Source organism: Marinobacter sp. MA, assembly GCF_048298425.1.
GTDB lineage: Bacteria > Pseudomonadota > Gammaproteobacteria > Pseudomonadales > Oleiphilaceae > Marinobacter > Marinobacter salsuginis.
Genome location: NZ_CP103058.1, coordinates 1,736,207 through 1,762,129 on the forward strand (window position 1 = coordinate 1,736,207; position 25,923 = coordinate 1,762,129).

Sequence of the window (25,923 nt, forward strand, 5' to 3'; positions counted from 1 at the left end):
TGGCTTGATCACGGCCGCAGGGGCAGCCTTCCAAAAATGTCGAAGGCCATGGATGGCCTTCGCCAAGCGCACATGGATGTGCTCGTAGCGGTTTTTGGAAGGCTGCCCCTGTGGGCGTAGCCCGCCAATGGTGAAGTCCTGAATAACAGTCGCAGCCCTCTTAAGGCGGAACCTCCGTGGGCTTCGACAGACCCCGAGTGAACAGGTAAACTACGCCCCAATTTTCCCAGTGGATACGAGACTTCGCCAATGAGCATCAAATCCGACAAGTGGATTCGCCGGATGTCCGAACAACACGGCATGATCGAACCGTTCGAAAGCGGACAGGTTCGTGAAACCGAAAAAGGCCGCGTGATCTCCTACGGCACCTCCAGCTACGGCTACGACGTACGCTGCAGCAACGAATTCAAAATCTTCACCAACGTCCACTCCGCCACCGTGGACCCGAAGAACTTCGACGAAAACAGCTTCGTCAACTACACCGGCGACGTCTGCATCATCCCGCCGAACTCCTTTGCACTGGCTCGCACCGTTGAATACTTCCGCATCCCGCGAAGCGTGCTGACCATCTGTCTGGGCAAATCCACCTATGCCCGCTGTGGCATCATCGTCAACGTCACCCCGCTGGAGCCGGAATGGGAAGGCCAGGTTACGCTGGAGTTTTCCAACACCACCAACCTCCCGGCCAAGATCTACGCCAACGAAGGCGTGGCCCAGATGCTGTTCTTCGAATCTGACGAAATCTGTGAAACCAGCTACAAGGATCGCGGCGGCAAGTACCTCGGCCAGACCGGCGTGACCCTGCCCAGGACATGAACGCCAATCAGTTCCTGAAAGCCGTTTCACAACTGCAGGGCTGGCGCGAATGCGCCTTCCTGCTTGCTCTGGCTGAGCGCTCATTCCCGAATTACGCGTTGTTTTCCGACGCCATGGGCCTGAAAACAGGTGCCAAAATGCGCCAGCTTCTGGATCTGGGCTGGGACATGCTTCAGAAAGACGTCTCGGAATCCGCCATTCCCCAGCTACTTGCGAAACTGGAAACCCTGTCGCCAGATGTCGAAGCCTACGATGCCTACGGCGTTTACCCGGCCTTCGACTTCTGTCAGCTACTGGAGCAGGCCCTGCTGAACCGGCTCAACCCGGCCAAGCACCGGGCCACCGATGCCTCGCAGATGGCTACCGGAACCGTGATGAACTTTATTGAGCTGTCGGAGGGCGAGGATCTGGAGGAGGACGAACTTGTTCGTTTGCTCGATCACCATCCGCTGATGAAGGAAGACAAAACCTTCCAGCGGGACCTGATCCTGGCTCTGAAACGCCAGCGTACGCCGACCGATCAGTTTGTGGCCCGGCTTCGGGAAGACGCCGCCAACGAGGGCGTCAGTAACCTCGGTATCTCGCTCAGCGAATAAACGCAGGGTGAAGAAGCAAGCTACACTTCCGGTAGTACTCCTTATTCTCAGATTAGGTCAGATGGATTTAACCCCATGAAACTCTCTGCTTTTGGTCGCAAGTTCACCGCCGATGCCGGTATCACGTCTCTGATGGATGACCTGGGTAACGCCATGGCATCCGGAGATGACATGATCATGATGGGTGGCGGTAATCCAGGGCACATTCCCGAGATTCAGCAGCGGGTGCAGGAAATTCTGGCCGATATGAGTCGTAGTGAGGGCGACGTTCGCCGTTTGGTCGGCATCTACGATCCGCCCCAGGGTGAAAAACAGTTTATCGCCTCGCTCGCCGAACTGCTTAACCGGGAATACGGCTGGGGGTTGAAGCCCGAGAATATTGCCCTGACCAACGGCAGTCAGGCGGCCTTCTTCATGCTCTTCAACATGTTTGGCGGCGATTATGGCGAAGGACAGCGCAAGCATATCCTGTTGCCACTGGCCCCCGAGTATATCGGCTACGCCGACGCTGGCATCGAACCGGGACTGTTCCACGCGGTTCAGCCGGACATCTCCTTCACCGATGCCCACGAATTCAAGTATCGGGTGGATTTTGATGCGGTGGAGGTCACCGGAGAAACCGGCGCCATCTGTGTGTCGCGGCCAACCAATCCCACTGGCAACGTTGTCACGGATGAGGAGCTTGCGCGGCTCGAAGAGCTTGCCCGGCAGCACGATGTTCCGCTGATCGTTGACGGAGCCTACGGCACGCCCTTCCCGAGCTTGTTGTTCGTTGATGCAACGCCGACCTGGAACGACCAGATTATCCTTTGTCTGAGCCTTTCGAAGCTGGGTTTGCCGGCGGCGAGGACCGGTATCGTGATCGCGGCCGAGCCGGTGATCAAGGCGCTTTCCGGTATCAACGCCATCATGAATCTGGCGACTGGCAGCTTTGGTGCCATGCTGGCGGAGCCGCTGGTTCGCTCCGGTGAGATCCTGTCCCTGAGCCGGGATGTAGTTTGTCCCTTCTACAAGGCGAAGATGGCACGGGCGGTGGCGGCTTTCCGGGAGGCCATGGGTGAGGACAGCTGCCGCTGGTACGTCCACAAACCCGAAGGCGCCATGTTCCTGTGGCTCTGGTTCCCGGACCTGCCGATTACCAGCCTGGAACTGTACCAGAGGCTGAAAAGCCGGGGTGTCCTGGTGGTTTCCGGGCATTATTTCTTCCCGGGGTTGCCCGAGGATGGCTGGAGGCACCGGCACGAGTGCCTGCGCGTTACCTATTCACAGGACGACGACCGGGTCGCCGAAGGTCTTCGGATCATTGCTGATGAGGTCAAGGCGGTGTGGCGGGAGGCCGGGCGCAGCGTCTAGCGCTCGAACTCCGCTTCCTTGAGTTTCAGCTCGTAGGTGCTGCCGTCCGGCTCCACCTGTCTGAGCCGGACGAGCAGGTAATTCTGCTCCGGCGAAAACCACATCAGGGTCTGGCGCTTCGAGTCCTCGCGGACCTTCTCTGCCTTGAGCGTGCTTCTCTGTTTGCTGCCCGTGTTTATCTTCTCGCCGTTGATCACCGCGAAGCGATCGGTATCTATGGAGTTGCCGTCCAGCACCCGATAGGTCATATCCCGCTTGCCGTTCTTGATATCCTGATGCAGCTGAAGCTGATAACCCAGCGGGTCCAGAAGCCCTTCCTCAAGTGGTAGTTCAAAGCGCTTGCCCTTGTATTCCCCGCTTGCGACGCCTGCGGACCAGTCAAAGTCGATCGATTGCTTTCGGTCGCTGATCAGAAAACCGGATAGTCGGTACCGGTATCGCATGGGTATGACGTGTCCGTCCTCCCAGCGGAATACGAGCGATTCGTCGATACTCACGATAAAGGAATCGACATCCGTCCGGTAAAGCCAGATGTCGTTGCCCTGGGAGGTAAGTGTGCGCTTTGCAGTACCATTGAGGGAGAGCCCCTTTTCCATGGCTGCGGTGTAGCTGGCCTCGAAAGGGGTCAGGTCGGCTTCAGTCTGTGCGTGCAGATTGGCCGGCCCGGCCAGAATGCCGAGGCAGGCCAGCAAGACCGCCAAGCCTGCTCTGGTGAGTCGTCGTGAAAGCATCTTGTCATTCCCGAACCATTACCGTCATCAATGGCGACAGTGTAGCTGCTTGGAGCGAGTGCGGGGATGACAATTCGTTCAGGGGAGGTATCAGTTGTCCGGCAGGCGCATAGGCGCGTTCAGCGGTTCACCGTCGAACAGCACATAATCGCTGCCCAGTTGAATCCGGCCTTCGCAGAACCAGCGCACAACGATAGGGTAAAGGATGTGCTCCTTGACCTGTACCTTTTCCGCGAGGCTTTCGGGTGTGTCATCGGAAGCAATCGACACCTCTGCTTGGGCAATGACCGGGCCGCCATCCAGCTCTTCGGTGACGAAGTGGATAGAGACGCCGTGAACCCTATCACCTGCTTCCAGTGCCCTGCGGTGCGTGTTGAGTCCGGTGTACTTGGGCAGCAATGAGGGGTGAATGTTCAGCATCTTGCCCCGGAAAGCCCGGACAAAGTCGGTGGTCAGAATACGCATGAAGCCTGCCAGAACAATCACATCCGGATTGTAGCGGAGGATTTCCGCCATCAGGGAGGCATCGAACTCATCCCGGGATTCGAAATTCTTGTGGTTGACCACAAAGGTTTCGATGTTGGCCTGGGCCGCGCGCTCGAGGGCAAATGCTCCGGGCTGGTTGCAGCCAACGGCAACGATCTGCCCCGGGAAATCCCGTTCTCGGCTGGCTTCAATGAGAGCCTGAAGGTTGGTGCCACTGCCGGAGGCGAGCACCAGGATTTTCGGTAACGGAGTCTGATCTGCCTTCATGCCGACAGCAGTCCCGGAGCGTAGCGAACGCTGGCATCGGCCTCTTCACTGTCTGCGCGCTCGATCGTACCCACGTGCCAGGCATGTTCGCCCAGAGCCTTAAGCGTATCCAGGGCGAGTTCCTTCTGGTTGGCCGGCACGCAGACGATCATGCCGATACCGCAGTTGAACGTGCGGTACATTTCTTCACTGGCCACGCCGCCATTGTTCTTGAGCCACTCAAAAACCGGAGGCAGAGACCAGCTTTCGGTGTCTATGGCCGCGATGGTGCCGTTTGGCAGAACCCTGGGAATATTCTCTGGCAGGCCGCCGCCGGTAATGTGGGACAGGGCCCGGACATCCACCTCGCGAATCAGTTGCAGGAGGTTCTTTACGTAGATGCGCGTCGGCGCCATCAGGGCATTCGCCAGGGTAGTGTCGCCCATAGGCTGCTCGAGGTCGGCGTTGCTGACTTCCAGAATCTTCCGGATCAGGGAATAGCCGTTTGAGTGAGGTCCGGAAGAGCCCAGGGCAATCAGAACATCGCCGGCCTGAACCCGGCCGCCATCAATGATTTCGCTGCGTTCGGCAACGCCCACGCAGAAGCCTGCCAGGTCGTAGTCGTCGCCCTCGTACATGCCCGGCATTTCAGCGGTTTCTCCACCTACCAGCGCGCAACCGGCCTGTTCGCAGCCTTCGCCGATGCCGGCGACAACCTGTGCAGCAACATCAACGTTGAGTTTGCCGGTGGCATAATAGTCGAGGAAAAAGAGGGGCTCGGCGCCACCGACCACCAGGTCGTTCACGCACATGGCGACCAGATCAATACCGATGCTGTCGTGCTTGTCCAGCTGCATGGCCAGTCTGAGCTTGGTGCCGACGCCGTCTGTGCCGGAAACCAGAACAGGCTCGTTGTAGCCGGCGGGAATCGAGACCATGGCGCCGAAGCCACCCAGACCGCCAAGAACCTCCGGGCGACGGGTTCGCGCTGCGGTGTCCTTGATTCGGCTGACGAGTTCATTGCCTGCGTCGATATCGACGCCAGCATCGCGGTAGGTCAGGGAGGGCTTCTGTTCGCTCATGGTGTACTTAACCGTTGGCCAGTGTGTCAGGCGGCGGATTTTAACAGGTGCGGTGTGGCGCTCCAAATGTATATTGCTTTTCCGAAATCCGTGGCTGCTACTCACGCCTTGGGGCATGGTGTATCCTATGCGCCATTCATGCGAATTGCAGGGTGTTTCATGTCAGTATCAGGACAAAAGCCGGCACACAGGTCTGTTTCCGCGACGTGGTTCTTTGCGTTGTTCAGCTTTCTGCTGGTCGGGTTTTCCGCCCCGGTAACCGCGGTGACAGTCTCCGGCCTGTACTCGGCCAAAGTACCGGTGGAAGGATCCTCGCCCGGGCAACTGGCCCAGGGGTATGCCGATGGCCTCAGCCAGGTCTTTATCCGGGTTTCCGGTACCCGTGAGGTGCTGGCTATGGAGGGCGTTGACGCACTGCTGTCCGACGCCGAGTCTTTGCTACTTTCCTATCAGGTTGCCCGGGATGAGTCCGGCCAGAGTGTTCTGAGCATGTCTTTCGGGGCGGTTGGTGTTAACCGTGCCCTGGCTTCAATCGATGCGCCGGTGTGGGGCGCCAACAGGCCGCTCACGCTGGCCTGGATCGCTGCCGAGGATCGTGGTTCGAGAACACTCGTCACGCGCCAAGAAGCGGGCGCCGCTGAAAAAAGCGCCGACCTTTGGCGGGCTGCGTTCGATGAGGCGGCCGGTAAGCGGGGCTTGCCGGTTGCATTACCGCCATCGGATTTTGGCGCTGATCGGGAGTTGCTGTCGGATATCTGGGGGCAGTTTATCGGCCGGGTGAAGTCCGTCTCTGAGGATCTGGATCACGATGTTCTCGCGCTGGTTCGGGTTAGCCGCACCGGCGGCCAATGGCGAGCGGGCTGGGTGTTCGACGGTATGGCCATGAATACCGGTGAAGAGTCGGTTACGGCGCAGACTCCGGAAGCATTGGCGGAGGCCGTGATCAATCGCTGGGCCGAGCTCTATGCCAGCCGATATGCAGTCGCTGCATCAGAAGTGGGGGATTCGCCGCAGGTGGACATTGTTTTGCGCGGCGTGACCTCACTGGAAGACTATGCAAGAGCCAATAAGGTGCTGGAGGGGCTGACACCGGTCGTCAGTGTCGGTGCCCACCGAGTACGCGATGAACAGCTTACCCTGCGCGTGGCGTTTTCCGGTGAGCTGGACCAGCTTCGCGAGTATATCGCCCTGGATCCGCGCTTTGTTCCGATGGAGTCAGACGTTCCCGCGGAACGCCCAGGTGCCGCGCCGACAGCAGAGGGGCAGTTAACGTCGTCGGACGCGGAAACAGAAGCTGCAGCCGGGAGCGGGGAAACCCAACCGGAGGGTTCGGATCAGCAAACCTCTGTGGCTGAGCCCGAAGAAACCTCCCAGTTTACCTATCAGCCGGTGCCCGTCGATGAGGAGGAGGCTCAGGAGGCGTTCGAATCCCTGTACCAGGTTCTGTATTATCGTTGGCAACCGTCTTCTGTCATCGGGAGCGATGGCGGCGAATAAGGTGTAACCGGAGGGAGTCTTTTGAATTTGCACCGCTGGCGCTGGATTCCCAATGCCCTGACGTTCCTGCGTATCCTCTTGATCGCTCCCTTTGCCGGAGCACTCCTTGCCGGAGATTATCGCCGGGCGTTGCTGATTTTCTTCCTTGCGGCGGGTACCGACGCGGTTGACGGGTTCCTGGCCCGGCATTTCAACTGGCGTTCCAGGCTTGGGGCGATTGCCGATCCCCTCGCGGACAAGGCCCTGCTGATCACGGCCTACCTGATGCTGACATTCACCGCCGTTCTGCCGGTGTGGCTGTTTTTGCTGGTGCTGGGTCGCGATCTTCTCATTGTTGTCGGGGCTCTGGCATACCACTACAAGGTTGGCCGATACGATATGGAGCCAAGCATCCCCGGCAAGATCAATACCTTTATCCAGATTCTCGTCGCCCTTGCCATTATCGTGCTGCTGGCGGACCTGCCGATGCAGCCCTGGGTGGTGGATGCCGGCATTCTCCTGGTGGCTGTTTCCGCAGTGTTCAGCGGCGGGCATTACCTGATTATATGGAGCTTGCGAGCCTGGAGGGCTACCCGTCCATGACCGCGTCCCAGTTGGTGCTTGGGGTCAAGCTACGCGATGATGCCCGGTTCGATAACTTTCACGGTGACAGGAACACCACGGCGGCCCAGCGCCTTGAATCCGTGTGTCATCGGCCTGATGATGTTCCGGTGGTTGTTCTGTGTGGTGATGCCGATACCGGCAAAAGTCATCTTTTGCAGGCCGTGTGCCACCTGGGTGAGCAGCAGGGCAGGACGGCGGTCTGTATCAGCATCGCAGAGCTGGAGCCTTTCGGTGCCGATGCCCTGTCGGGGCTTGAGGGCCATGACATTGTATGTCTGGACGATGTCGATCGCATTGCAGGGCAGCAGGTATGGGAAGAGGCCATTTTTCACCTTTATAACCGGATACAGGATCGGGGCGGCCTGTTGTTGGTAAGTCTCTCTGATTTGCCAGCCAGCCTGCCTTTTGGATTGCCGGATCTGGTCTCGAGGTTCAGTCACGGGTTGGTCATCCAGTTGGGCATATACCGGGATGAGGATCGCCTGAAGATTCTACGGGCCCGGGCAGAGCAGCGGGGGCTGGTCATGGCAGATGACGTCGCCAGCTACATCATGCGCCGGGCACAGCGGAGGCTCGGTGATTTGCTGGGGATTCTGGATATACTGGACGAAAACTCACTTCAGGCCCAGAGGCGGCTTACCATCCCCTTTGTGAAAACAGTGATGGATTGGTGAGCTGGACGGCACGCATTGCAGGGCAGAAAACGATAACGGGTTCATCAAGGGAGAGAAAAAATGAGACGGGTGGTATTCAATCAGAAGGGCGGTGTCGGCAAGTCCAGTATCACGTGTAACCTCGCAGCCATCAGCGCCGCTCGTGGAAAGCGAACTCTGGTTGTGGATCTTGATCCCCAGGGAAACTCCACCCATTATCTGCTCGGCAAGCCTGCCAGCGAGCTCAAGGACACCGTCGCCGATCTGCTTGAACAGACGGTTGCATTTACGGTTTTCAATCGCCGCCCGGATGAATTTGTCCACGCCTCACCGTTCAAGAACCTGTTTGTGATGCCTTCCAGCCCGGAGCTGGACTTCCTGGAACGCAAGCTGGAAGCGAAGCACAAGATCTACAAACTGAGGGAGGCACTGAAAAAGCTCGGTGAATCCTTCGATGCGATCTACATCGACACGGCGCCCGCGTTGAATTTCTACACGCGCTCCGCGCTGATTGCCGCCCAGCGTTGCCTGATACCCTTCGATTGTGACGATTTTTCCCGGCAGGCCCTGTACAACATCCTGAATGAGATTCGTGATCTTCAGGAAGATCACAACGAGGACCTTGTGGTGGAGGGAATTGTTGCCAACCAGTTCCAGCCCCGCGCCAGCTTGCCGAAGCAGTTGGTCAGGGAGCTTACCGAAGAAGGCTTGCCCATGCTGCCGGTAAGGCTCTCAAGCTCCGTGAAAATGAAAGAATCCCATCAAAGCCGGCAACCCCTGATTCACATGGCGCCCAAGCACCCACTGACACGCCAGTATGAGGACCTGTTCCGGGTCCTGCATGGTGAAACCGTGGAGCTTGAGCCGCTCAACGATTGAGGCGAGATTGATATGACTGAATCCGGTAACCCGATCGGGCAGGTTGCAGACTGCCTTCTGAACATTGAGATGGAGTTGCGGCAGCTGGGTCTCTGGGAGTCTGAGCCACCACCGGACGAAGCATTCCAGAGCGTTCAGCCATTCTGTATCGATACGCTGGAGTTCACCCAGTGGCTGCAGTTTGTCTTCGTTGAGCGGATGAAGGTGATCATCGAAAACGATCACCCGTTACCCTCGGCTTCCGGCATCGCACCGATGGCCGAGGAGCACTTCCGGGGACGGCCGGAGTCCGGGAGCCGGCTGGTCAGGGAACTGGAAGCTATCGATCGCCTTCTGAGTGACGGGTGATCAGTCCAGTCTCATAGACAGATCCAGGGCCTTCACATCTTTGGTCAGCGCCCCGATCGAAATGTAGTCCACGCCCGTCTCGGCGACCGGCACCAGGGTGTCGGCGTTGATGCCCCCGGAGGCCTCCAGCTTTGCCTTGCCCCCAGTGGTGGCAACAGCCGTTCGCATGTCCTCAAGCGAGAATTCATCCAGCATGATGATATCTGCGCCAGCCTTCAGCGCCTGCGCCAGCTCGTCGAGGTTCTCGGTTTCCACTTCAACCGGTTTGCCTGGCGCAATCCTGTGGGCGGCCTCAATGGCCTTGGCGATTGAGCCGCAGGCGGCAATGTGATTTTCCTTGATCAGGAAGGCGTCCCAAAGGCCGATGCGATGATTGAAGCAACCGCCACAGGTAACGGCGTATTTCTGGGCCAGACGCAGACCTGGCAAGGTTTTGCGGGTATCCAGCAGGCGAACCTGGGTGTGGGCAACCCGGGCAGCATAAGCGGCGCATGAAGTAGCTACCCCGGACAGGGTCTGGAGCCAGTTCAGGGCTGCTCGCTCGGCGCTCAGCAGGCTTCTGGCAGGGCCCTCCATAGTAAACAGCACCTGGTCCGGTGAAACGGTATCACCATCGGATACCTGCCAGGTGAGTTCCACGGACGGGTCCACTTGTCGGAACACCTCGTTAACCCATTCCCTTCCTGCAATCGTCGCGGTTTCCCGGGTAATCACGCGGCCCTTCGCCCGTTTGTCGGCGGGTATCAGCCTGGCCGTGATGTCACCATCACCAATGTCTTCCCGCAGGCTCTGGGCAACATTCTCAATTCGGGCCTGGCGAAGGAGTTCTGGGGAGATCATAGGGCAAAGTGTCCGGTGCAGAGGGTTGTGAGCGTTTCAGGCTGCCAATTCTAAAGGGCTGCCAGAGAATCGCCAAACTCTTGAGTCCAGACTGCTAAACTGTGATGCACGTCAGGTCTACACAAAAGGTGACAAAATCTGACACAACCTGACGTGGGCAGCTCGTATCATGTGAAGTGGAGAAACCAAAAGGCATTATTGCAAGACAAGGCGGAGCAGCGACATGGTGCACGATAACAAGGTTGTCAGCTTTTCAGGCCAGAAGCCGCCCGCCCGGTTTTCATTGCCTGCGCCCCTCATTCGTCTGCGTGACGCATCGGGTCAGTCCCTGAAGTCCGTTCTTGCCAGTTTTTTCGATCGTGCCGATGATGCCCTGTTCGAACTCGCCGACAGAGCCGGAACGAATCTTGACCAGACCGCCTACTTTGACGCTATGCGCGAGCTCAGGCTTCGCCGCAAGTCCATGGTGGTCTCGATCCTCCAGTACGTCAGCCAGGCGTTCAATGAAGTTGGCAAATTCCAACCCCAGCAGGGCGCCCGGTCCCTGGAGGACGTGGATGAGGACTCTCTCAGCCTGGTTGATCACTCCCAGTTGGAGCAGCAGGTTGCTGTGGACAACCTGATCAACAAGCTCCGGAACCGCTACACCGAACAGATCCGTCTGCTGACAGCGCGTGTCGGGCACCTGTTGCCGGGCATTGAGCTGAAAGACGTGCAGATGCCATTGAGTCCGGAAATCATCTGTGGCGGTGTTGCCGAAGCCTGTGCCGATCTGGATATCGATATCCGGGCCAAGCTGGTGGTTTTGAAGCTGTTCGATCGCCTGCTTGCCGATACTCTCGGTGACTTCTACAAAGAAGCGAACCGCACCCTGATTAATGAAGGGGTCATGCCCGACATGAAGCGTCCCCCTACCGGCAGGGTGCCCGCTCGCTCGGGTCAGCGCCCGACAGGCGAGAGTTCGGCACCGGCAGGCGCGGGCGGGCAGGCAGGTTTTTCTTCAGAGAACCAGGGTATGTCTCAATCGCAGGCAACATTCTCGGAGCTCAGTGCGCTGCTGCATCGGGGCGATACCGCTCCTGCCAGCGGTACTGCCTCTTACGGTGAAGGTTACATTGATACTGATCGACTGATGGCGCGCCTTACCGAGGCACAGTCCAACAGCCGTCAATGGGGTGATGATGCCGTTGTTCCGCTGAACGAGCAGCTTCAGCCGATCCTGCGCTCAGGTGATGGCAAAAGTCTGCACGTGGGTCAGGTAGACAGTGATGTGATCAACCTGGTTTCCATGTTGTTCGACTTCATCCTTGAGGATCGTCAGCTGCATCCTGTGATGAAGGCGTTGATTGGTCGCCTGCAGATTCCGGTGCTCAAGGTGGCACTGAGCGACAAGAACTTCTTCAATCGCGGCGGTCACCCGGTCCGTAAGCTGCTTAACGAACTGGCGCTGTCAGCCATCGGCTGGACCGAAAAAAAGGCCGGCCAGAGGGACCCGCTCAGGGAAAAAATCGAATCGGTTGTGGACAGGGTGCTGGGCGAGTTCACTACCGACGTCAGTTTGTTCGAAGAGCTGCTCAAAGACTTCAGCCACTTCATGGATCTCGACCGCAGACGTCGTGAGCTCGTGGAGCAACGCCTGCGGGATGCAGAAGAGGGTCGAGCCCGGCAGGAGCGTGCCTCTCAGGCGGCGGACGGATTGTTACAGGAACTGATGGAGCAACGGGACATTCCCGAGCCGGTTGTCGGGCTCCTGAACGAAGCATGGGCCAAATATCTGCAATGGGTGGTTCTCCGTGAAGGTGAGGAAAGCGACCGCTGGCAACACGCCCGGAATCTCACCGAGCAGCTGGTGTGGAGTGTCGACCCTCGCCCGATCAATGACTCTACCCGTGGGGAGCTTCTCCGTGCGATTCCAGCCATTGTGGATGACCTTCGCAAGGCCCTCCAGGAAATTTCCTGGGACCCGTTTGCCACCGATGCGGCCATTCGTGACCTGGAACTGGCCCACGTAGACGTTTTCCAGCGGCTGGTGACCGCGCCGTCCCGTCCCGAACCTTTGGCGGAGCCTGAAGACTTGCCCGAGCCAGAGCCCGAGCGCTCGCTGCAAGCGCCTGTGGCTCCTCCGGCGCCAGACGAGGGGTTGAAGCAGACCCCGGCGCCGGCCGAGCCCGAGCAGGCAGCCTCTGGGCTGGCCAACGAGGCGCCAGAGGAAAAAGCGGGGATGGCAGAGACTGCGGATCCGGCTCAGATATCGCCGCAATGGCTGGAAAAGGCGGAAAGCTTGCGAGTTGGTTCATGGATTGAGCTAACCCGAGACGAAACCAAGGTGCGCTGCAAGCTTGCGGCCTTTATCAAAGCCACTGGCAAGTACATCTTCGTCAACCGCAGTGGTGCCAAGGTGGCCGAGTATTTGCGTCTGGAACTCGCTGCCGACATGGAAGCCGGGAAGATCAGCATGCTCGATGATGGCCTCATCTTTGATCGGGCACTGGAGTCGATCATCGACAACCTGCGCAGCAGCCGCAAGGACTGATTCGTAGCAACCGTGGCAAGTTTGTGATTCAATCAGGGAGTGTAATCCTCTGATACATCTGGAATTACTTTGCCCGATACAGACGTTTTCGCCGAACGCCATACTGATTCCGGTACCGATGCAAGATTGCTTCGTGAAACCGGACGGATTTCCTTCGCCCGCTGGCGTCCCTCGCCAAATTTCGGGCCCCGTCCGGACGGGGTGCCCATCTCCCTGTTGGTCGTCCACAACATCAGCCTGCCTCCCGGGCAGTTTGGCGGTCCGGAAATAGAGGACTTTTTCTGCAACCGGCTTGATCACTCCGCGCACCCATATTTCCAGACCATCGAGGGCGTTCAGGTGTCCGCCCATCTGTTGATTCGTCGGGATGGTGCTCTGGTTCAGTTTGTCAGTCTGCTGGAGCGCGCCTGGCATGCTGGCCGTTCGTGTTTCGAAGGTCAGGACGAATGCAATGATTTCTCCATCGGCATAGAACTGGAGGGGACTGACGACATCCCTTACACCCCTGAACAGTATCGTAGGTTGGCAGAGGTGGCGGACCTGATTATGGCAGCCTGGCCGGCCATCACTGCCGACCGTATCACCGGCCACTGCGACATTGCGCCGGGCAGGAAAACTGATCCGGGGCCGGCCTTCGACTGGCAGTACTTCCGGGCGGGGCTGCACGCAGCGAGAGGTTCGGGGAGGAACGTCTGAATGGTGTTTGTTGTGTTTCTGCTGGCTTACATGGTTCGCAGGCGTCTGGATTCCCTTGATCTGCTCTCCGGTGACGAGGTCTGGCGTCGCTGGTTCAGGCATGGCAGCCGGGTCAGGGCAGGCCGTGAGTCCGGGATAGGTATCGGGCTGGCACTGGTTTTATTACCGGCCTTTCTGCTCGGGCTTGCGCAATATCTCCTGGTCGCCTCCGGCTGGAGAATGGCTGCTTACCCACTGGAGTTCCTGGTTCTGGTCGTTCTCATGGGAACGCCTGGCTGGCGACAGATCCTCCGGGCCTACGCAGAGGCATGGCAGCGGGGGGATATGCAGTCAGCCTGGCATCATGTGAAAGATCTTTTGCCGGCCGATGAACGGGGAGCAGCGGTGTCTCCCGAGGCCATGCACCTCTCGCTGTCGAAGGCACTTATGGTGTCGGTGTTCCAGCGCTTCTTTCTGGTGGCTTTCTGGTACGTGGTTGGTGGTATCGGCTTTGCCGTTCTAGCCCGCGGTCTGGTTGCTCTTGCCGATCAGTGGCCCCAGGCTCCGGCAAGGCCGCGCTTTTCCGCGTTGGCGAACCTCGCCGGCTGGATCCCTGCCAGGCTTCTTTCCCTGACCTTCGGAATTGCCGGAGACCTGGCCGGCTGGCTGCGGGAAACCCGCCGCACGCTGACCGGTGTGACCAAAAAAGCCGGGGAGGTGCTCATGATTTCGGCCAACGGGTCGTTAACCGGGTATGCGCTGGATCCAGCCCGCTTCTCCCGGGTTCATCCGGATGAGTGGACAGCGTTCGGAGGACGTAGCCTGAGAGCAGTAAGGGATTTGTTGAACAGAAGCATGCTGGTCTGGATATGCACGCTCGCTCTGCTGGTCATTTCCGGGGTTGTCTAAGCCGGATTTTATAAAACATTACAGTTTAACAAGAAATAATGCTTAAGTTTTTAAGACTTTAGGCGACAATATAAGAAAAGAACATGAGTTCAGTTGTTTTTTGCCAGCACGAGGGTCCCTGTGAAGCAACTCATTAATCCCGCCATTGCACTGATGAACCGGCTGCCGATGGTTTACAAGTTCAGTCTCATCAGCATTCTGTTCCTGTTACCGATCGGTGGGCTGTCCTGGCTCGCCATTTCCGAGCTGAACCGCTCCGTACAGACCATGACTCGCGGTGTCGAGGGGCTTGAGCAGCTTCAGCAGGTTGACCGGCTGGTGGACGCCGCGATGGATTATCGCGATTATCGCTCACCCGCGATCATCAAGGATGAGAGCGCTATTATGGCGGTGTCGGAAGAGGCTGCCAGTGAGATCGATAATACGCTGGCGGCCCTGACTGCCGAGGAGCGTTCTTTCGATACATCTGGCTCCTGGGCCGAGCAGGTCAGCGACCTTCGGCAGGAGTGGGAGGCTCTGCGGTCTGAAGACAACTATCAGGGTAACTTCGATCCGCAGTTCAAGTATTACCAGGAATTTGTCCAGAAGGCTCAGGCCCTGCTTTCGGCCACCATTGAAATCTCGGGCCTGGGGCAGGGGGCGTCCCGGGAAAATCAGTTGATTCTGGGACTTGTCCGCGACTCACTGCCGGCAGCCCGCACCGTGATTGGCCAGGCAAAATCCTACGGTATCTATGCCCTGGTCGAGGGACAGGTAGGCTATGCGCTGAGCGAAACGCTGAACGAAATCTATGACCAGTTGACCAATCGCAGTTCACTGCTCTCACCAGCGTTGGCCCTGGCCTCTGAGGCATCGCCGGCTTTGGCTGAGCGGGCGGGTAATGCCATCCAGCGGGTTGATGAGAGCCTGATGGTGGTTCGGGATCAACTGGATGTGAACGTGATTACGCCGATGCGCCTGGAAATGCCCTGGACTGAATACAACGACCTGATGTCCGGGCAACTGGCTCACTATGATCAGGTCAAGGCGGCGGCTTTCAACGTGGTCGACGAGAATCTGCAGGCGCGGCTGAACAGTGAGGTCAATCAGCGCCGGCTGATCGTCATCGCCCTGGTTGTTGTTCTTCTGGTGGTGGTCTATCTCTATATCGGCTTCTTCATGTCTGTACGCACCGCCATTAACCGGTTCAGCGAAGCGGCTCGCAGCGTCGCTGCCGGCGATATGACCACCCACATCATGCTGCGCAATCGCGACGAACTGGGTGAGCTGACCACGGAATTCAATAACATGACCGACCGGATTGCCGAGCTTATCCGTTCCGTCAGCCGGACTACGGCGGATGTGGACCAGCAGGCAACCCGGGTCAACGATACTGCGGCGGCCAACAGCGAAGCCGTGGCACGGCAGATGGAAGAAAGCGGCCAGATCAACGAAGCCATGAACCAGATGGTCGAGGCGGTTCACGAAGTTACCGAAAGCGCTCACCGGGTGGCAGACAGCGCCAGCAACGCCGAGCAGGACACCGAGACCGGTCGTGGCGTCGTTGCCGATACCGTAGAAACCATCAACAAGCTGGCAGGCGAGATCTCCGGCGCAGTGGAAGTGATTAACCGGGTCAGCAAGGACAGCGACAACATCAGCCAGGTGCTGATAGAGATCAAGGCGATTGCCGAACAGACCAACCTGTTGGCCCTGAATGCTGCGATTGAGGCCGCGAGGGCAGGTGAACAGGGTCGTGGGTTTGCGGTAGTTGCCGATGAGGTCCGCTCACTCTCTCAGCGTACCCATAAATCCACCGAAGAGATCGAAGGCATGATTTCCCGGCTTCAGAGCGGCGTGAAAGACGCGGTGTCGGCCATGACCAACAGCCGGGATGTTACCGAGACAACGGTGCAGAAGTCTGGTGAAGTGACGGAAGCTCTGGACAGAATCGCCAAAGGCATCTCGGTGATCGTGGATATGAGCCACCAGATTGCACAGGCGGCAGAAGAGCAGTCTGCCGTTGCGAAAAACGTGAATGCCAGTGTCGAGCAGATTGGTGAACTGGGCCATAAAACGGCCGCCAATGCCGAGGAGACACTGGGATCCTCGAGGGAAATGTCGCAACTGACGGCCTCACTTCAGCGTCTGGTGGAGGCCTTTAAAGTCTGACTGGCGCCAGAACTGAAGCGAGACAACTAAAAATCCGGCCCTAGAGGCCGGATTTTTTTTGTTCCCAGAGAATTTCCTCACCGCCCTCGCGCCGGGCTAATACGCGGGCAATGACGAATAACAGATCAGACAGACGATTCAGGTAGTGCCGGGATGCGGTGTTGATGGAATCCTCGTGGCCAAGGGCAACGACAACCCGCTCTGCACGGCGACAGACCGCACGGGCAAGATGACACTGGGCGGCAGCGGGGCTACCGCCTGGCAATACAAAGTTCTTAAGTGGTGGCAGACCCTCGTTGTGCTGGTCCAACGTGCCCTCCAACCATTCAATGTGTTCGTCTCCGATCACACGGCTGCCGGGAATGGCAAATTCGCCGCCAAGGTCGAATAGATGGTGCTGGATACGGCGCAGGCTTTCCACCAGTTCGTCGTCGCTGTCCAGTGTCTCGATCAAAAGCCCGATGTGGCAGTTGAGTTCATCAGCGGTACCCATGGCCTCGACCCGCTGGGCGTTCTTGGCAATACGGTTTCCATCGGCCAGGCCCGTAGAGCCGTCATCGCCGGTGCGGGTGTAAATCTTGGAAAGGCGGTTGCCCATCAGTCTGCTCCTGTTAACGTCACCACAGTTGTTGTACCCGTTCGGTCAGCATTTGGTTCACCGGAGTTTCGATGCCGAGCTCTTTTCCCAGTTTCGCCACGTATCCGTTTATAAAGTCTATCTCGGTTCGGCGTCCCCGTTGAACATCGGCACGCATGGATGATGTGTTGCCGGCGGTATTGCGTGCTACCTGCTCGATGCGTTCCCGTAGCGCGTCCGGTGTCTGTCGAATCCTGACGGCGGCGTCCATCAGCTGTGAAAGCTCCAGACAGAGCTGGTCGATGGTGCTCTGGTACAGGGGGGCATCCAGAATCTTGCCATTGGGGCAGTCCAGGATGGCAGTGTAGGGGTTGATGCCGGCGTTAATAATGAGTTTTTGCCAGAGTCGTTGGACGATGTCCGTCTCCGGATGAATGTTCAGGCCGGAGGTTGCCAGCATGGTAACGGCTTTTCTGACCGTTGCTTTGGCGGGGCTTGTCATCGGGCCTACCCAGGTGTCACCGGTACCGGCGTGAACGAGAAGCCCTGATTCTGGTCGGTTCGCGCCTTCGGTGGTGCTTGCGGCCAGGATTGGTCGCTCCGGCCACTGCTCGGCAACGGCTTGCTGGCTGCCAAGACCGTTCTGGAAAAGCAGGATGGGGGTATCAATTGCGAACTGGTTGATGACGCCGGCAACGGCGTCCAGGGTATCGCCGGCCTTGGTTGTAACCAGAATAAGCTCTGGCTCGTGGCCAGGCTGGAGAAATGGAATCCGTACTTGTGATTCCGGCCCTTCAAAAGGCCGGAACCGGTAATCGACACTGGCGCCGGTCGGCTCACCGGGCCTGGCAATGAAGGCAATGCCACCCGCAGGTAGCATTGCGCCCCAGAGCCTGCCCAGCGAGCCTGCACCGAGAATGCCGATCATGCCGGTTACATGGCCTCGATGTCAGCCCTTTGCTGGCTCAGGCGGGCCTGGCTGCTCTGGGCGTCCCGGAGTTTCTCCTGCTCTTTCTCAACCACTTCGGCTGGCGCCTTGGCAGTAAACTTCTCGTTCCCCAATTTGCCCTCGAGGCGGCCAATCTCTTTCTGCAGGCGCTCCAGCTCTTTATCCAGGCGCTTGAGCTCGGCATCCTTGTCGATCAGGCCGGCCATGGGAACCAGAACTTCCATGTCGCCTACCAGTTGGGTAGCAGACATCGGAGCTTTGTCACCTTCGAACCAGTCCAGGCTCTCCAGCTTGGCAAGGGAGCCAAGGAACTGGCGGTTGTCGTTCATGCGACGCTGGTCTTCGGCGTCTTTGCCGCGCAGCAGTACCGGAATCTTTTTCGCCGGGGAGATGTTCATTTCGCCCCGGATGTTCCGCACGGCCACGATCACGCCTTTCAGCCATTCAATATCGGCAGTGACCGCTGCATCCTGCTTGGCGGCATCCGGCTGCGGGTAGGCCTGCAGCATGATGCTGTCGCCGGTTTTACCAGCCAGGGGCGCAATACGCTGCCAGATTTCCTCGGTGATGAACGGCATCATCGGGTGGGCCAGGCGCAGGACGGCTTCCAGCACGCGCACCAGGGTACGACGGGTGCCGCGCTTGGCTTCGGCGCTGGCGCTTTCATCATTGAGGACCGGCTTGGACAGCTCCAGGTACCAGTCGCAGTACTCATTCCAGATGAATTCGTACAACGCATAGGCGGCCAGATCGAACCGGTACTGGTCCAGGTAACGGATGACATCCTGTTCGCAGCTTTGCAGCTCGCTGATGATCCAGCGATCGGCCAGGGACAGCTCTACAGGCTCGTCATGTACGCCGCAATCTTCGCCCTCGGTGTTCATCAGCACGTAGCGGGCCGCGTTCCACAGCTTGTTGCAGAAGTTGCGGTAGCCTTCCAGGCGTTTCATATCCCAGTTGATGTCGCGGCCGGTGGTGGCCATGGCGGCCAGGGTGAAACGCAGGGCGTCGGTGCCGTGGGCGGCGATGCCCTCGGGGAATTCCTTCTTCGTGCGCTTAACGATCTTCTCGGCCAGCTTCGGCTGCATCAGGTTGCCGGTGCGCTTCTCCAGCAGGTCGTCCAGGCTGATGCCATCAATCATGTCCAGCGGGTCGATTACGTTGCCCTTGGACTTGGACATCTTGTCGCCGTGCTCGTCGCGAATCAGACCGGTGACGTACACGGTGTGGAAGGGCACTTGGGGCGTACCGTCTTCGTTCTTCATGAAGTGCATGGTCATCATGATCATCCGGGCAACCCAGAAGAAGATGATGTCGAAGCCGGTTACCAGCACATCGGTCGGATGGAAGGTCTTCAGGCGCTCGGTGATTTCCGGCCAGCCCAGGGTGCCGAAAGTCCACAGGGCAGAGCTGAACCAGGTATCGAGAACGTCTTCATCCTGCTCCAGGGCGACGCCGGCATCCAGGTTGTGCTTCTGGCGAACTTCATCTTCGCTGCGGCCAACATAGATGTTCCCCTCGGCGTCGTACCAGGCCGGAATACGATGGCCCCACCAGAGCTGGCGGGAGATGCACCAGTCCTGGATGTCGCGCATCCAGGCAAAGTACATGTTCTCGTACTGCTTGGGTACGAACTGGATACGACCGTCTTCCACCGCTTCAATGGCCGGTTTGGCCAGGGTCTTGGCGTCGGCAAACCACTGGTCGGTCAGCATGGGCTCGATAATGAGGCCAGAGCGATCACCCCGGGGCACGCTGAGTACGTGGTCCTCGATGTTCTCGACCAGCCCCTCGGCTTCCATGTCGGCAACAATCTGCTTGCGGGCTGCTTCCCGGGTCAGGCCGGCGTAGGCGCTGGGCATGGTGCCGTCGAGTTCGGTGTTTTCGCTGCCATCGGCATTGAACACTTCGGCCACGTCCCGGATGTTGGCGTCCTGGGTCATGACGTTGATCATCGGCAGGTTGTTGCGCTTGCCAACGGCATAGTCGTTGAAGTCGTGGGCCGGAGTGATCTTCACGCAGCCGGAGCCTTTCTCCGGATCGGCGTGATGATCGGCCACAATGGGAATACGGCGGTTCACCAGGGGCAGCATCACGTGCTTGCCAATCAGGTGCTGGTAGCGTTCGTCGTCCGGGTGTACGGCCACGGCGGTGTCGCCGAGCATGGTTTCCGGACGAGTGGTGGCTACCACCAGGTAATCTTTGCCGTCTTTGGTCTGCACGCCGTCAGCCAGCGGGTAGCGCAGATGCCAGAAAAAGCCTTTCTCTTCCTTGTTTTCCACTTCCAGATCAGAAATGGCGGTGTGCAGTTTCGGGTCCCAGTTCACCAGGCGTTTGCCGCGGTAGACCAGGCCTTCGTCGTACAGCCGAATAAACACTTCCTGCACGGCCTTGTAGAAGCCGTCGTCCATGGTGAAGCGTTCGTTGTCCCAGTCCACGGAATTGCCGAGGCGGCGGATCTGGCGGGTGATGGTGCCGCCCGAGTGCTCTTTCCAGTCCCAGATGCGCTTGATGAACTCTTCCCGGCCCAGGTCATGGCGGGTTTTGTCTTCTTCAGCGGCCAGTTTGCGCTCAACCACCATCTGGGTGGCGATGCCGGCGTGGTCGGTGCCGACGGTCCACAGTGCGTTGCGGCCCTGCATGCGCTTGAAGCGGGTGAGGGTGTCCATGATGGTGTGCTGGAAAGCATGGCCCATATGCAGGCTGCCGGTGACGTTGGGCGGCGGGATGGCGATGCTGTAGGACTGGCCTTCACCTGTGGGGCGGAAGTACCCTTTGGCTTCCCAGTTTTCGTACCACTGGCGCTCGATGTTTTCTGGCTGGTAGGTTTTTTCCATGGGGTTCTGCAGTGACCGTTGGTTGATTCACAAGGGAAAATTGAGACGCTCGATTATACATGGTCGCCCTGTTTGCGGCGAACCTAACGCTTCCTCTGATCATGCACCCGGGGTTCAATTCCCAGTGCCCGCAACTGCTTGAAATGCGAGCGGGCCTGATTCAGCACATTCGGATCGTTATGGGCGACCAGAGCCAGCCGTTTGAACCGGTCTGCATCCGCCGGCAAGGTGGCCGAAAGAATGATCACGGTCTCCCAGTCTTCGGCGACCGGCGGGCATAGCAGGATGCCGACAGGGTCGGTGCAGGTGGTAGCTGAATCGGGAACAACGCTGTGTGGAATGAAGGCGTCGGGGCTGAAGTTCCAGAGCAGGTCGTCCAGTTCTTCTGCGTGTTGCATGGTATCGCAGACGACACACACGCGGTCTCCCTGCTGCCAGGCTTTGTCCACGAGCTTTGCGGCGTGGAGGTTGCGGGCTGCGGGGGTGTTCTGGGCGAGGATGTGGAACCAGTAGCGTTGGTTCCGGTCCTCCTGGCCGGAAGAGCCGGCAGCGGGGCTGCCGGTTTCCGGAGAGGGCGCCGGGTTGTTATCCGGCATGGGACATCAGGTAGTCAACCAGCAGGGGCACCGGGCGGCCGGAAGAGCCTTTGGCCTTACCGGAGTGCCAGGCAGTACCGGCGATGTCGAGGTGCGCCCAGCGGTAGTCTTTGGCGAACCTGGACAGGAAGCACGCTGCGGTAATGGTGCCGGCTGGGCGGCCGCCGATGTTGGCCATGTCGGCGAAGTTGCTGTCGAGCTGGCTCTGGTATTCGTCCCAGAGCGGCAGGCGCCAGGCTCGGTCACCAGCCCGTTCGCCGGCGGCCAGCAGTTCGTTGGCCAGTTCATCGTTGTTGGCCAGCAGGCCGGTCGCATGGTTGCCAAGGGCAATGATGCAGGCACCGGTCAGGGTTGCGAGATCGATCACGGCGGCCGGGTCGAATTTCTTCACGTAGGTGAGGGCGTCACACAGTACCAGGCGGCCCTCGGCGTCGGTGTTGAGGATTTCAACGGTCATACCCGACAGGGTGGTCACAATATCGCCCGGGCGGGAAGCGCCGCCGTCCGGCATGTTCTCCGCCGCGGCAATAACCGCCACCACGTTAATCTTGGGTTGGGTTTCGGCCAGCACTTTCATAGCGCCGAAGACGCTGGCGGAGCCGCCCATGTCGTACTTCATCTCATCCATGCCCTCGCCAGGCTTGAGGCTGATGCCGCCGGTGTCGAAGGTGATGCCTTTACCAACGAGGACATGGGGCTTGTCTTTGGCCTTGCCGCCACGGTATTCCATCACGATCAGGCGTGGGGGTTGGGTGCTGCCTTTGCCCACGGCCAGGATGGTGTTCATGCCCATTTTTTCCATCTGCTTCTCATCAAGCACTTCGGTCTTGATGGAGTCGTAGTCCTTGGCCAGTTTCTTAGCCTGCTGGGCCAGCCATTCCGGATGGCAGATGTTGGGCGGGGTGTTGCCGAGATCCCGGGTGAAGTTCATACCGCGCCCTGTGGCCAGGCCGAGGTTGAAGGCATCCTTGAGGGCTTTGCCGGCATTCGACGCATGTACAACGACTTTGTTGAGCTTGCGATCGGCAGGCTTTTCGCTCTTGAAGTCGCTGAAGGTGTAGAGCTGGTCTTCCAGCGTCCTGCCAATCAGGCTCAGCCGGGCGGCCTCGGAGCTCACGGCTTCTTCGCCGGTTACCGGGGTATCTGCCAGCGCTATCGCGACACTTTTGGACGGACCGTCCTTGAGCGCGGTCATCATTGCAATCAGCGCTTTACGGTAGTTGGCGGGGGTGCGATCTGCATCCTTGCCCGTGCCAACCACGAGCAGACGGCTCCAGGGCTGATCGGTCAGCGGAATTGTCACCGTGGTGGCATTCTTGCCGGTGAGGTCACCGGCCTTCTGGAGTGTCTTGATCAGCCCGCCCAGAGCCTCATCGGCCTGATTGGTCGAATCGGGCCAGGTGCCTTTCTCAGGCAAGCCAATAACAAGGCAGTCTGCTTTGGTGCTGGCGATGGCTTTACTGCTCAGGCTGAAATTCATGGCAACTCCTGTTGATTGTTCACGAGGGTCCCGCCGCCGGCGGGAATCGTTCTTGATTGTGATCTAGTCTAGCATTGGGGCTTGCCGGGAAATTATCAAGCGATTGGCGCGGCTTCCGCGCCTGTTCGTACCTTCAAGCCAGTGTAATACCGCTACTCTGTCATTCGGCACCAAGGTTACATAGAATACGCGCAGTTCCCAGCGACCTCCACGTTTCAACGGATACGGCCAGAGAGACCGATTTGAGTATCATTTTCCGTTACCTCATACGCCAGATCATGATCAGCATGCTTGCCGTTTCCGGCATTCTGCTGCTGGTGTTCATGAGTGGCCGTTTCCTTAAATATCTGGACAGTGCTGCGCAAGGCAGTATTTCCGCCGGTGTTCTGTTCGAGATCATGGCGTACCGTTTTCCGGGATTTCTCGAACTGATCCTGCCGCTGGGTCTGTTTATTGGCATTCTGCTCGCCTACGGCCGCATGTACCTCGAAAGCGAGATGACCGTGTTGTTTGCCTGCGGTGTCAGCGACAAAGCCCTGTTGGGTAAAACCCTCCTGGGCAGTCTGCCGGTGATGATCATCGTTGGCGCCATGAGTCTGTACGTCTCTCCCTGGGGAATGAACCAGGTTGAGGAAATCTTCAATGAACAGCGCAAGGCCACGGAGTTCGAGATGCTGGCGCCCGGGCGTTTCCAGGATTTCTCTTCGGGTGGGCGGGTGACCTACACCGAAGGTCTGAGTGAGGATAAACGCCGGCTTCAGGGGGTGTTTATCGCCGAATACGCCGAAAACGGTCAGGGCCTTACGATTATCACGGCCGACTCCGGTTCCCAGCTGGTGGACCCGGAAACCGGGAGCCGTTTCTTGATCCTGGAAGAGGGTGGCCGCTTCGAGGGTGCAGCTGGGGAGCTGGACTACACCACCATCGATTTTGAAGCCTATGGCCTGAAGATCGAGAGTGGCAAGGCTGGCACCCGGGAGCTGGAGGAAGGGGCCAGTACCTGGAGCCTGATGCAGTCAGACCGGCTGGAGGATCGGGCTTTGTTGCACTGGCGCCTTTCACTGCCCCTGATTGTCCCGGTCGTGACTTTGCTGGCGGTTCGCCTGAGCCGGGTGAACCCGCGCCAGGGTAGGTTCTTCCATCTGCTTCCGGCGATGCTGGTGTACATCACCTATCTCGGCCTGCTGATTGTTGCCCGGGACTGGCTTGCCGAGGGCAAGGTTCCCGAGTGGGTCGGCATGCTCTGGGTCCATGCCCTGTTTATCGGTTTTGGCCTTTGGCTGCACTTTGGTCCTGACTGGCTGCATCGCCGGCGATTGATGCGGGAGGGGACTGCCCATGCGACGGATTGACGGCTATGTGATGCGCACTGTTGGCGGCGCCATGTTTCTGGTTATGGTGGTGGTGCTGTCGCTTGATCTGATTTTCGCCTTCATCGCCGAGCTCGAGGACACCCGCAATGATTACCAGACGCTTGAGGCACTCTGGTATGTCTTTCTGACCCTGCCGCGTCGGATCTACGATTACCTGCCGCTGGGCGCGTTCATGGGGTGCCTGGTGGGGCTGGGTTCCATGGCCAGTTCGTCGGAGCTGACGGTTATCCGGGCGGCCGGGGTCTCACTCAAACGTATTGTCTGGTCGGCCATGAAGCCGGCTCTGGTTGTGGTCATTCTGGGCGTATTGATTGGTGAGTACGTGGCCCCGCCGGCAGAGCGGGTGGCGCAGAGCGACAAGGCCGTGGCACTGGGTGCAGGCACCAACGTCGCTTCGGCATCCGGGGTCTGGCACAAGGAAGGGAACGTCTACATTCACTTGAATGCGGTGCAGCCCAATGGCGTGCTTCACGGCGTTTCCCGATTCCAGTTCAATGAAGACAGGCAGTTGCTGGCGGCGAGCTTTGCGGAGCGGGCCATCTATCAGGGTGATTATTGGCTGCTGGAGAAGGTGCGCACCACCGAGTTCGAGGAAGACAGAACCACGCGCTCTGAAAAGCAGGCCCTGAGATGGGATACGGGGCTTTCACCGAGCGTTCTGAGTGTCCTGATTGTAAAACCGGAAAACCTCTCCATGACGGGCTTGTTCACCTACGCCCGCTATCTGGGGGAACAGGACCTCAATGCTTCGCGTTATTGGCTGGCATTCTGGAAGAAGGCCCTGATGCCCCTGGGTACTGCTGTGATGGTGCTGGTCGCCATTTCCTTTATTTTCGGGCCCCTGCGCTCGGTTACCATGGGTTTTCGCGTGTTCACGGGCCTCTTGGTGGGGCTGCTATTCAAGTACATGCAGGATCTGCTGGGGCCGATGAGTCTTGTTTACGGTTTTAACCCGATGCTGGCGGTGTTGGTGCCAATTGCGGTCAATGCCGTGGTAGGCGCGATCCTGATGCGCCGGGCCGGCTAGCAGACCCTGACCCCGTCGTTACTTTGCCGCGCGCTTTTTAGTTGTGGTCTCCTTGGGAACCGAGACAACGACGCTGTCTGACAGCCGGTCAGTGATAGAAAGACCGTTGATTGGATAGAACAAAGCGATAATCGCCGGTATGCCCAGAAACAGAGTGGCGGCTCCGAGGTAGTAGCTGCCCAGCAGCGTCAGGAAGATCACCGCCGCCGCCGTTACATACCGCCTGAGCGCCTTGCTCCAGCTCACCGACGTGCCATCGATGTTTTCAATGCGGATACGCCACACCTGCATTCCCAGGGTCTGGCCGATGCGGGTCCAGAAATAGCCGAAGAACAGGTAGAGCACCAGAAACAGGGTAAACGTCAGCCCCGGGTCGCCCGAGAGCTGGCCTGACTCGGCCATCTGTTCGTACCGGTCCCAGCCAGTAATCCAGCCGGCCACCATGGTGTATCCCCAGGTCGCGACAAGCAGCACGGCGATGCTGATCAAACCGTCGTAAATAATGGCAAGGGAGCGTTTCAGGGCGGTGGCTGGTGGGAATAGTTCCTCGGCGTCATGGAAGCGTCGGGGCATGGAATCTCCTGTGATGTTTCACGTTTTTCCTGTTCTCGGCGTGTGCTAGAGTAGCGGATTTGCACAAGCATGTAAGTATTCGTATTCAATCGCGGACCGGGCGGCACTCCCGC

At 58.7% G+C, this 25,923-nt stretch carries 24 protein-coding genes; 14 read left to right on the plus strand and 10 right to left on the minus strand.

What is annotated here, in order from left to right; genetic code table 11:
• Nucleotides 1-249: 249 nt before the first annotated feature.
• The 3 genes from dcd (at nucleotide 250) to NUW46_RS08140 (ending at nucleotide 2,765) form a co-directional block, all read left to right on the plus strand.
• The gene (gene dcd, locus NUW46_RS08130; protein ID WP_008172848.1) at nucleotides 250-816 is read left to right on the plus strand and encodes a dCTP deaminase; all 567 of its coding nucleotides are present in this window, start codon (nucleotides 250-252) and stop codon (nucleotides 814-816) included.
• On the plus strand, nucleotides 813-1,412 hold the full coding sequence (locus NUW46_RS08135) for a YjaG family protein (protein ID WP_069184544.1): 600 nt from the start codon (nucleotides 813-815) through the stop codon (nucleotides 1,410-1,412). The genes dcd and NUW46_RS08135 overlap by 4 nt, the downstream gene beginning before the upstream one ends.
• Nucleotides 1,413-1,487: 75 nt before the next feature.
• Nucleotides 1,488-2,765, plus strand: coding sequence for a valine--pyruvate transaminase (locus NUW46_RS08140; RefSeq protein ID WP_418141810.1), 1,278 nt, complete (start codon nucleotides 1,488-1,490; stop codon nucleotides 2,763-2,765).
• Here the strand turns inward: NUW46_RS08140 and NUW46_RS08145 are convergent.
• From NUW46_RS08145 to purM, 3 genes are all read right to left on the minus strand, one after another.
• Nucleotides 2,762-3,496, minus strand: coding sequence for a DUF3108 domain-containing protein (locus NUW46_RS08145; RefSeq protein ID WP_069184546.1), 735 nt, complete (start codon nucleotides 3,494-3,496; stop codon nucleotides 2,762-2,764). The two genes, NUW46_RS08140 and NUW46_RS08145, sit on opposite strands and share 4 nt — an antisense overlap.
• Before the next feature lie 90 nt (nucleotides 3,497-3,586).
• Nucleotides 3,587-4,249: a phosphoribosylglycinamide formyltransferase gene (gene purN, locus NUW46_RS08150; RefSeq protein WP_418141811.1), complete on the minus strand. Its 663-nt coding sequence runs from the start codon at nucleotides 4,247-4,249 to the stop codon at nucleotides 3,587-3,589.
• On the minus strand, nucleotides 4,246-5,310 hold the full coding sequence (purM, locus tag NUW46_RS08155; RefSeq protein WP_222464234.1) for a phosphoribosylformylglycinamidine cyclo-ligase: 1,065 nt from the start codon (nucleotides 5,308-5,310) through the stop codon (nucleotides 4,246-4,248). The genes purN and purM overlap by 4 nt, the downstream gene beginning before the upstream one ends.
• 159 nt (nucleotides 5,311-5,469) lie before the next feature.
• On the opposite strand from purM, the gene NUW46_RS08160 reads away from it, so the two are divergent.
• From NUW46_RS08160 to NUW46_RS08180, 5 genes are read left to right on the plus strand one after another with little or no spacing between them, the layout of a single operon-like run.
• Nucleotides 5,470-6,807: a DUF2066 domain-containing protein gene (locus NUW46_RS08160; protein WP_418141812.1), complete on the plus strand. Its 1,338-nt coding sequence runs from the start codon at nucleotides 5,470-5,472 to the stop codon at nucleotides 6,805-6,807.
• A 21-nt stretch (nucleotides 6,808-6,828) separates the two neighbouring features.
• A complete protein-coding gene (locus tag NUW46_RS08165) occupies nucleotides 6,829-7,389 on the plus strand; it encodes a CDP-alcohol phosphatidyltransferase family protein (RefSeq protein ID WP_418141813.1) in 561 nt (186 codons plus the stop codon).
• A complete protein-coding gene (gene hda / locus NUW46_RS08170; protein WP_418141814.1) occupies nucleotides 7,386-8,084 on the plus strand; it encodes a DnaA regulatory inactivator Hda in 699 nt (232 codons plus the stop codon). The genes NUW46_RS08165 and hda overlap by 4 nt, the downstream gene beginning before the upstream one ends.
• 60 nt (nucleotides 8,085-8,144) lie before the next feature.
• Nucleotides 8,145-8,942, plus strand: a complete 798-nt coding sequence (locus NUW46_RS08175; protein WP_136629648.1) for a ParA family protein — start codon at nucleotides 8,145-8,147, stop codon at nucleotides 8,940-8,942.
• A 12-nt stretch (nucleotides 8,943-8,954) separates the two neighbouring features.
• Nucleotides 8,955-9,290: a YqcC family protein gene (locus NUW46_RS08180; RefSeq protein WP_069184553.1), complete on the plus strand. Its 336-nt coding sequence runs from the start codon at nucleotides 8,955-8,957 to the stop codon at nucleotides 9,288-9,290.
• On the opposite strand, the gene nadC is transcribed toward NUW46_RS08180, so the two are convergent.
• Nucleotides 9,291-10,130, minus strand: coding sequence for a carboxylating nicotinate-nucleotide diphosphorylase (gene nadC / locus NUW46_RS08185; protein ID WP_136629649.1), 840 nt, complete (start codon nucleotides 10,128-10,130; stop codon nucleotides 9,291-9,293).
• A 223-nt stretch (nucleotides 10,131-10,353) separates the two neighbouring features.
• Between nadC and NUW46_RS08190 the strand changes: the two genes are divergently transcribed.
• The 4 genes from NUW46_RS08190 to NUW46_RS08205 all read left to right on the plus strand — a co-directional run bounded on the left by NUW46_RS08190 (nucleotide 10,354) and on the right by NUW46_RS08205 (nucleotide 16,398).
• Nucleotides 10,354-12,663 carry a DUF1631 domain-containing protein gene (locus tag NUW46_RS08190; RefSeq protein ID WP_418141815.1) on the plus strand — a complete coding sequence of 770 codons (2,310 nt, stop codon included), beginning with the start codon at nucleotides 10,354-10,356 and terminating at the stop codon, nucleotides 12,661-12,663.
• Between the two features lie 126 nt (nucleotides 12,664-12,789).
• Nucleotides 12,790-13,359: a 1,6-anhydro-N-acetylmuramyl-L-alanine amidase AmpD gene (gene ampD, locus NUW46_RS08195; RefSeq protein WP_227549517.1), complete on the plus strand. Its 570-nt coding sequence runs from the start codon at nucleotides 12,790-12,792 to the stop codon at nucleotides 13,357-13,359.
• Nucleotides 13,360-14,247 (plus strand): regulatory signaling modulator protein AmpE, encoded by an 888-nt coding sequence (gene ampE, locus NUW46_RS08200; protein ID WP_418141816.1) that lies wholly within the window; start codon nucleotides 13,360-13,362, stop codon nucleotides 14,245-14,247.
• Between the two features lie 120 nt (nucleotides 14,248-14,367).
• Complete coding sequence (locus tag NUW46_RS08205) at nucleotides 14,368-16,398, plus strand: methyl-accepting chemotaxis protein (RefSeq protein WP_349343385.1); 2,031 nt, start codon at nucleotides 14,368-14,370, stop codon at nucleotides 16,396-16,398.
• A 40-nt stretch (nucleotides 16,399-16,438) separates the two neighbouring features.
• Here NUW46_RS08205 and NUW46_RS08210 read toward each other — a convergent pair whose 3' ends face one another.
• The 5 genes from NUW46_RS08210 to NUW46_RS08230 form a co-directional block, all read right to left on the minus strand.
• Nucleotides 16,439-16,996 carry a cob(I)yrinic acid a,c-diamide adenosyltransferase gene (locus NUW46_RS08210; RefSeq protein ID WP_069184559.1) on the minus strand — a complete coding sequence of 186 codons (558 nt, stop codon included), beginning with the start codon at nucleotides 16,994-16,996 and terminating at the stop codon, nucleotides 16,439-16,441.
• Between the two features lie 19 nt (nucleotides 16,997-17,015).
• Entirely contained in the window at nucleotides 17,016-17,903 is an 888-nt protein-coding gene (locus tag NUW46_RS08215; RefSeq protein ID WP_418141817.1) for a ketopantoate reductase family protein, read from the minus strand.
• 5 nt (nucleotides 17,904-17,908) lie between these two features.
• Nucleotides 17,909-20,761 carry a valine--tRNA ligase gene (locus tag NUW46_RS08220; protein WP_418141818.1) on the minus strand — a complete coding sequence of 951 codons (2,853 nt, stop codon included), beginning with the start codon at nucleotides 20,759-20,761 and terminating at the stop codon, nucleotides 17,909-17,911.
• Between the two features lie 83 nt (nucleotides 20,762-20,844).
• Entirely contained in the window at nucleotides 20,845-21,357 is a 513-nt protein-coding gene (locus NUW46_RS08225; protein ID WP_418141819.1) for a DNA polymerase III subunit chi, read from the minus strand.
• Nucleotides 21,347-22,837 (minus strand): leucyl aminopeptidase, encoded by a 1,491-nt coding sequence (locus NUW46_RS08230; protein WP_418141820.1) that lies wholly within the window; start codon nucleotides 22,835-22,837, stop codon nucleotides 21,347-21,349. The genes NUW46_RS08225 and NUW46_RS08230 overlap by 11 nt, the downstream gene beginning before the upstream one ends.
• A 242-nt stretch (nucleotides 22,838-23,079) precedes the next feature.
• Between NUW46_RS08230 and lptF the strand changes: the two genes are divergently transcribed.
• Nucleotides 23,080-24,189, plus strand: a complete 1,110-nt coding sequence (gene lptF, locus NUW46_RS08235; protein ID WP_305966247.1) for an LPS export ABC transporter permease LptF — start codon at nucleotides 23,080-23,082, stop codon at nucleotides 24,187-24,189.
• Nucleotides 24,176-25,237 carry an LPS export ABC transporter permease LptG gene (gene lptG, locus NUW46_RS08240; RefSeq protein ID WP_069184565.1) on the plus strand — a complete coding sequence of 354 codons (1,062 nt, stop codon included), beginning with the start codon at nucleotides 24,176-24,178 and terminating at the stop codon, nucleotides 25,235-25,237. Before lptF ends, lptG begins: the two co-directional genes overlap by 14 nt.
• A gap of 18 nt (nucleotides 25,238-25,255) precedes the next feature.
• Here the strand turns inward: lptG and NUW46_RS08245 are convergent, their stop codons facing one another.
• Nucleotides 25,256-25,810: an RDD family protein gene (locus tag NUW46_RS08245; RefSeq protein WP_069184566.1), complete on the minus strand. Its 555-nt coding sequence runs from the start codon at nucleotides 25,808-25,810 to the stop codon at nucleotides 25,256-25,258.
• Between the last annotated feature and the right edge of the window lie 113 nt (nucleotides 25,811-25,923).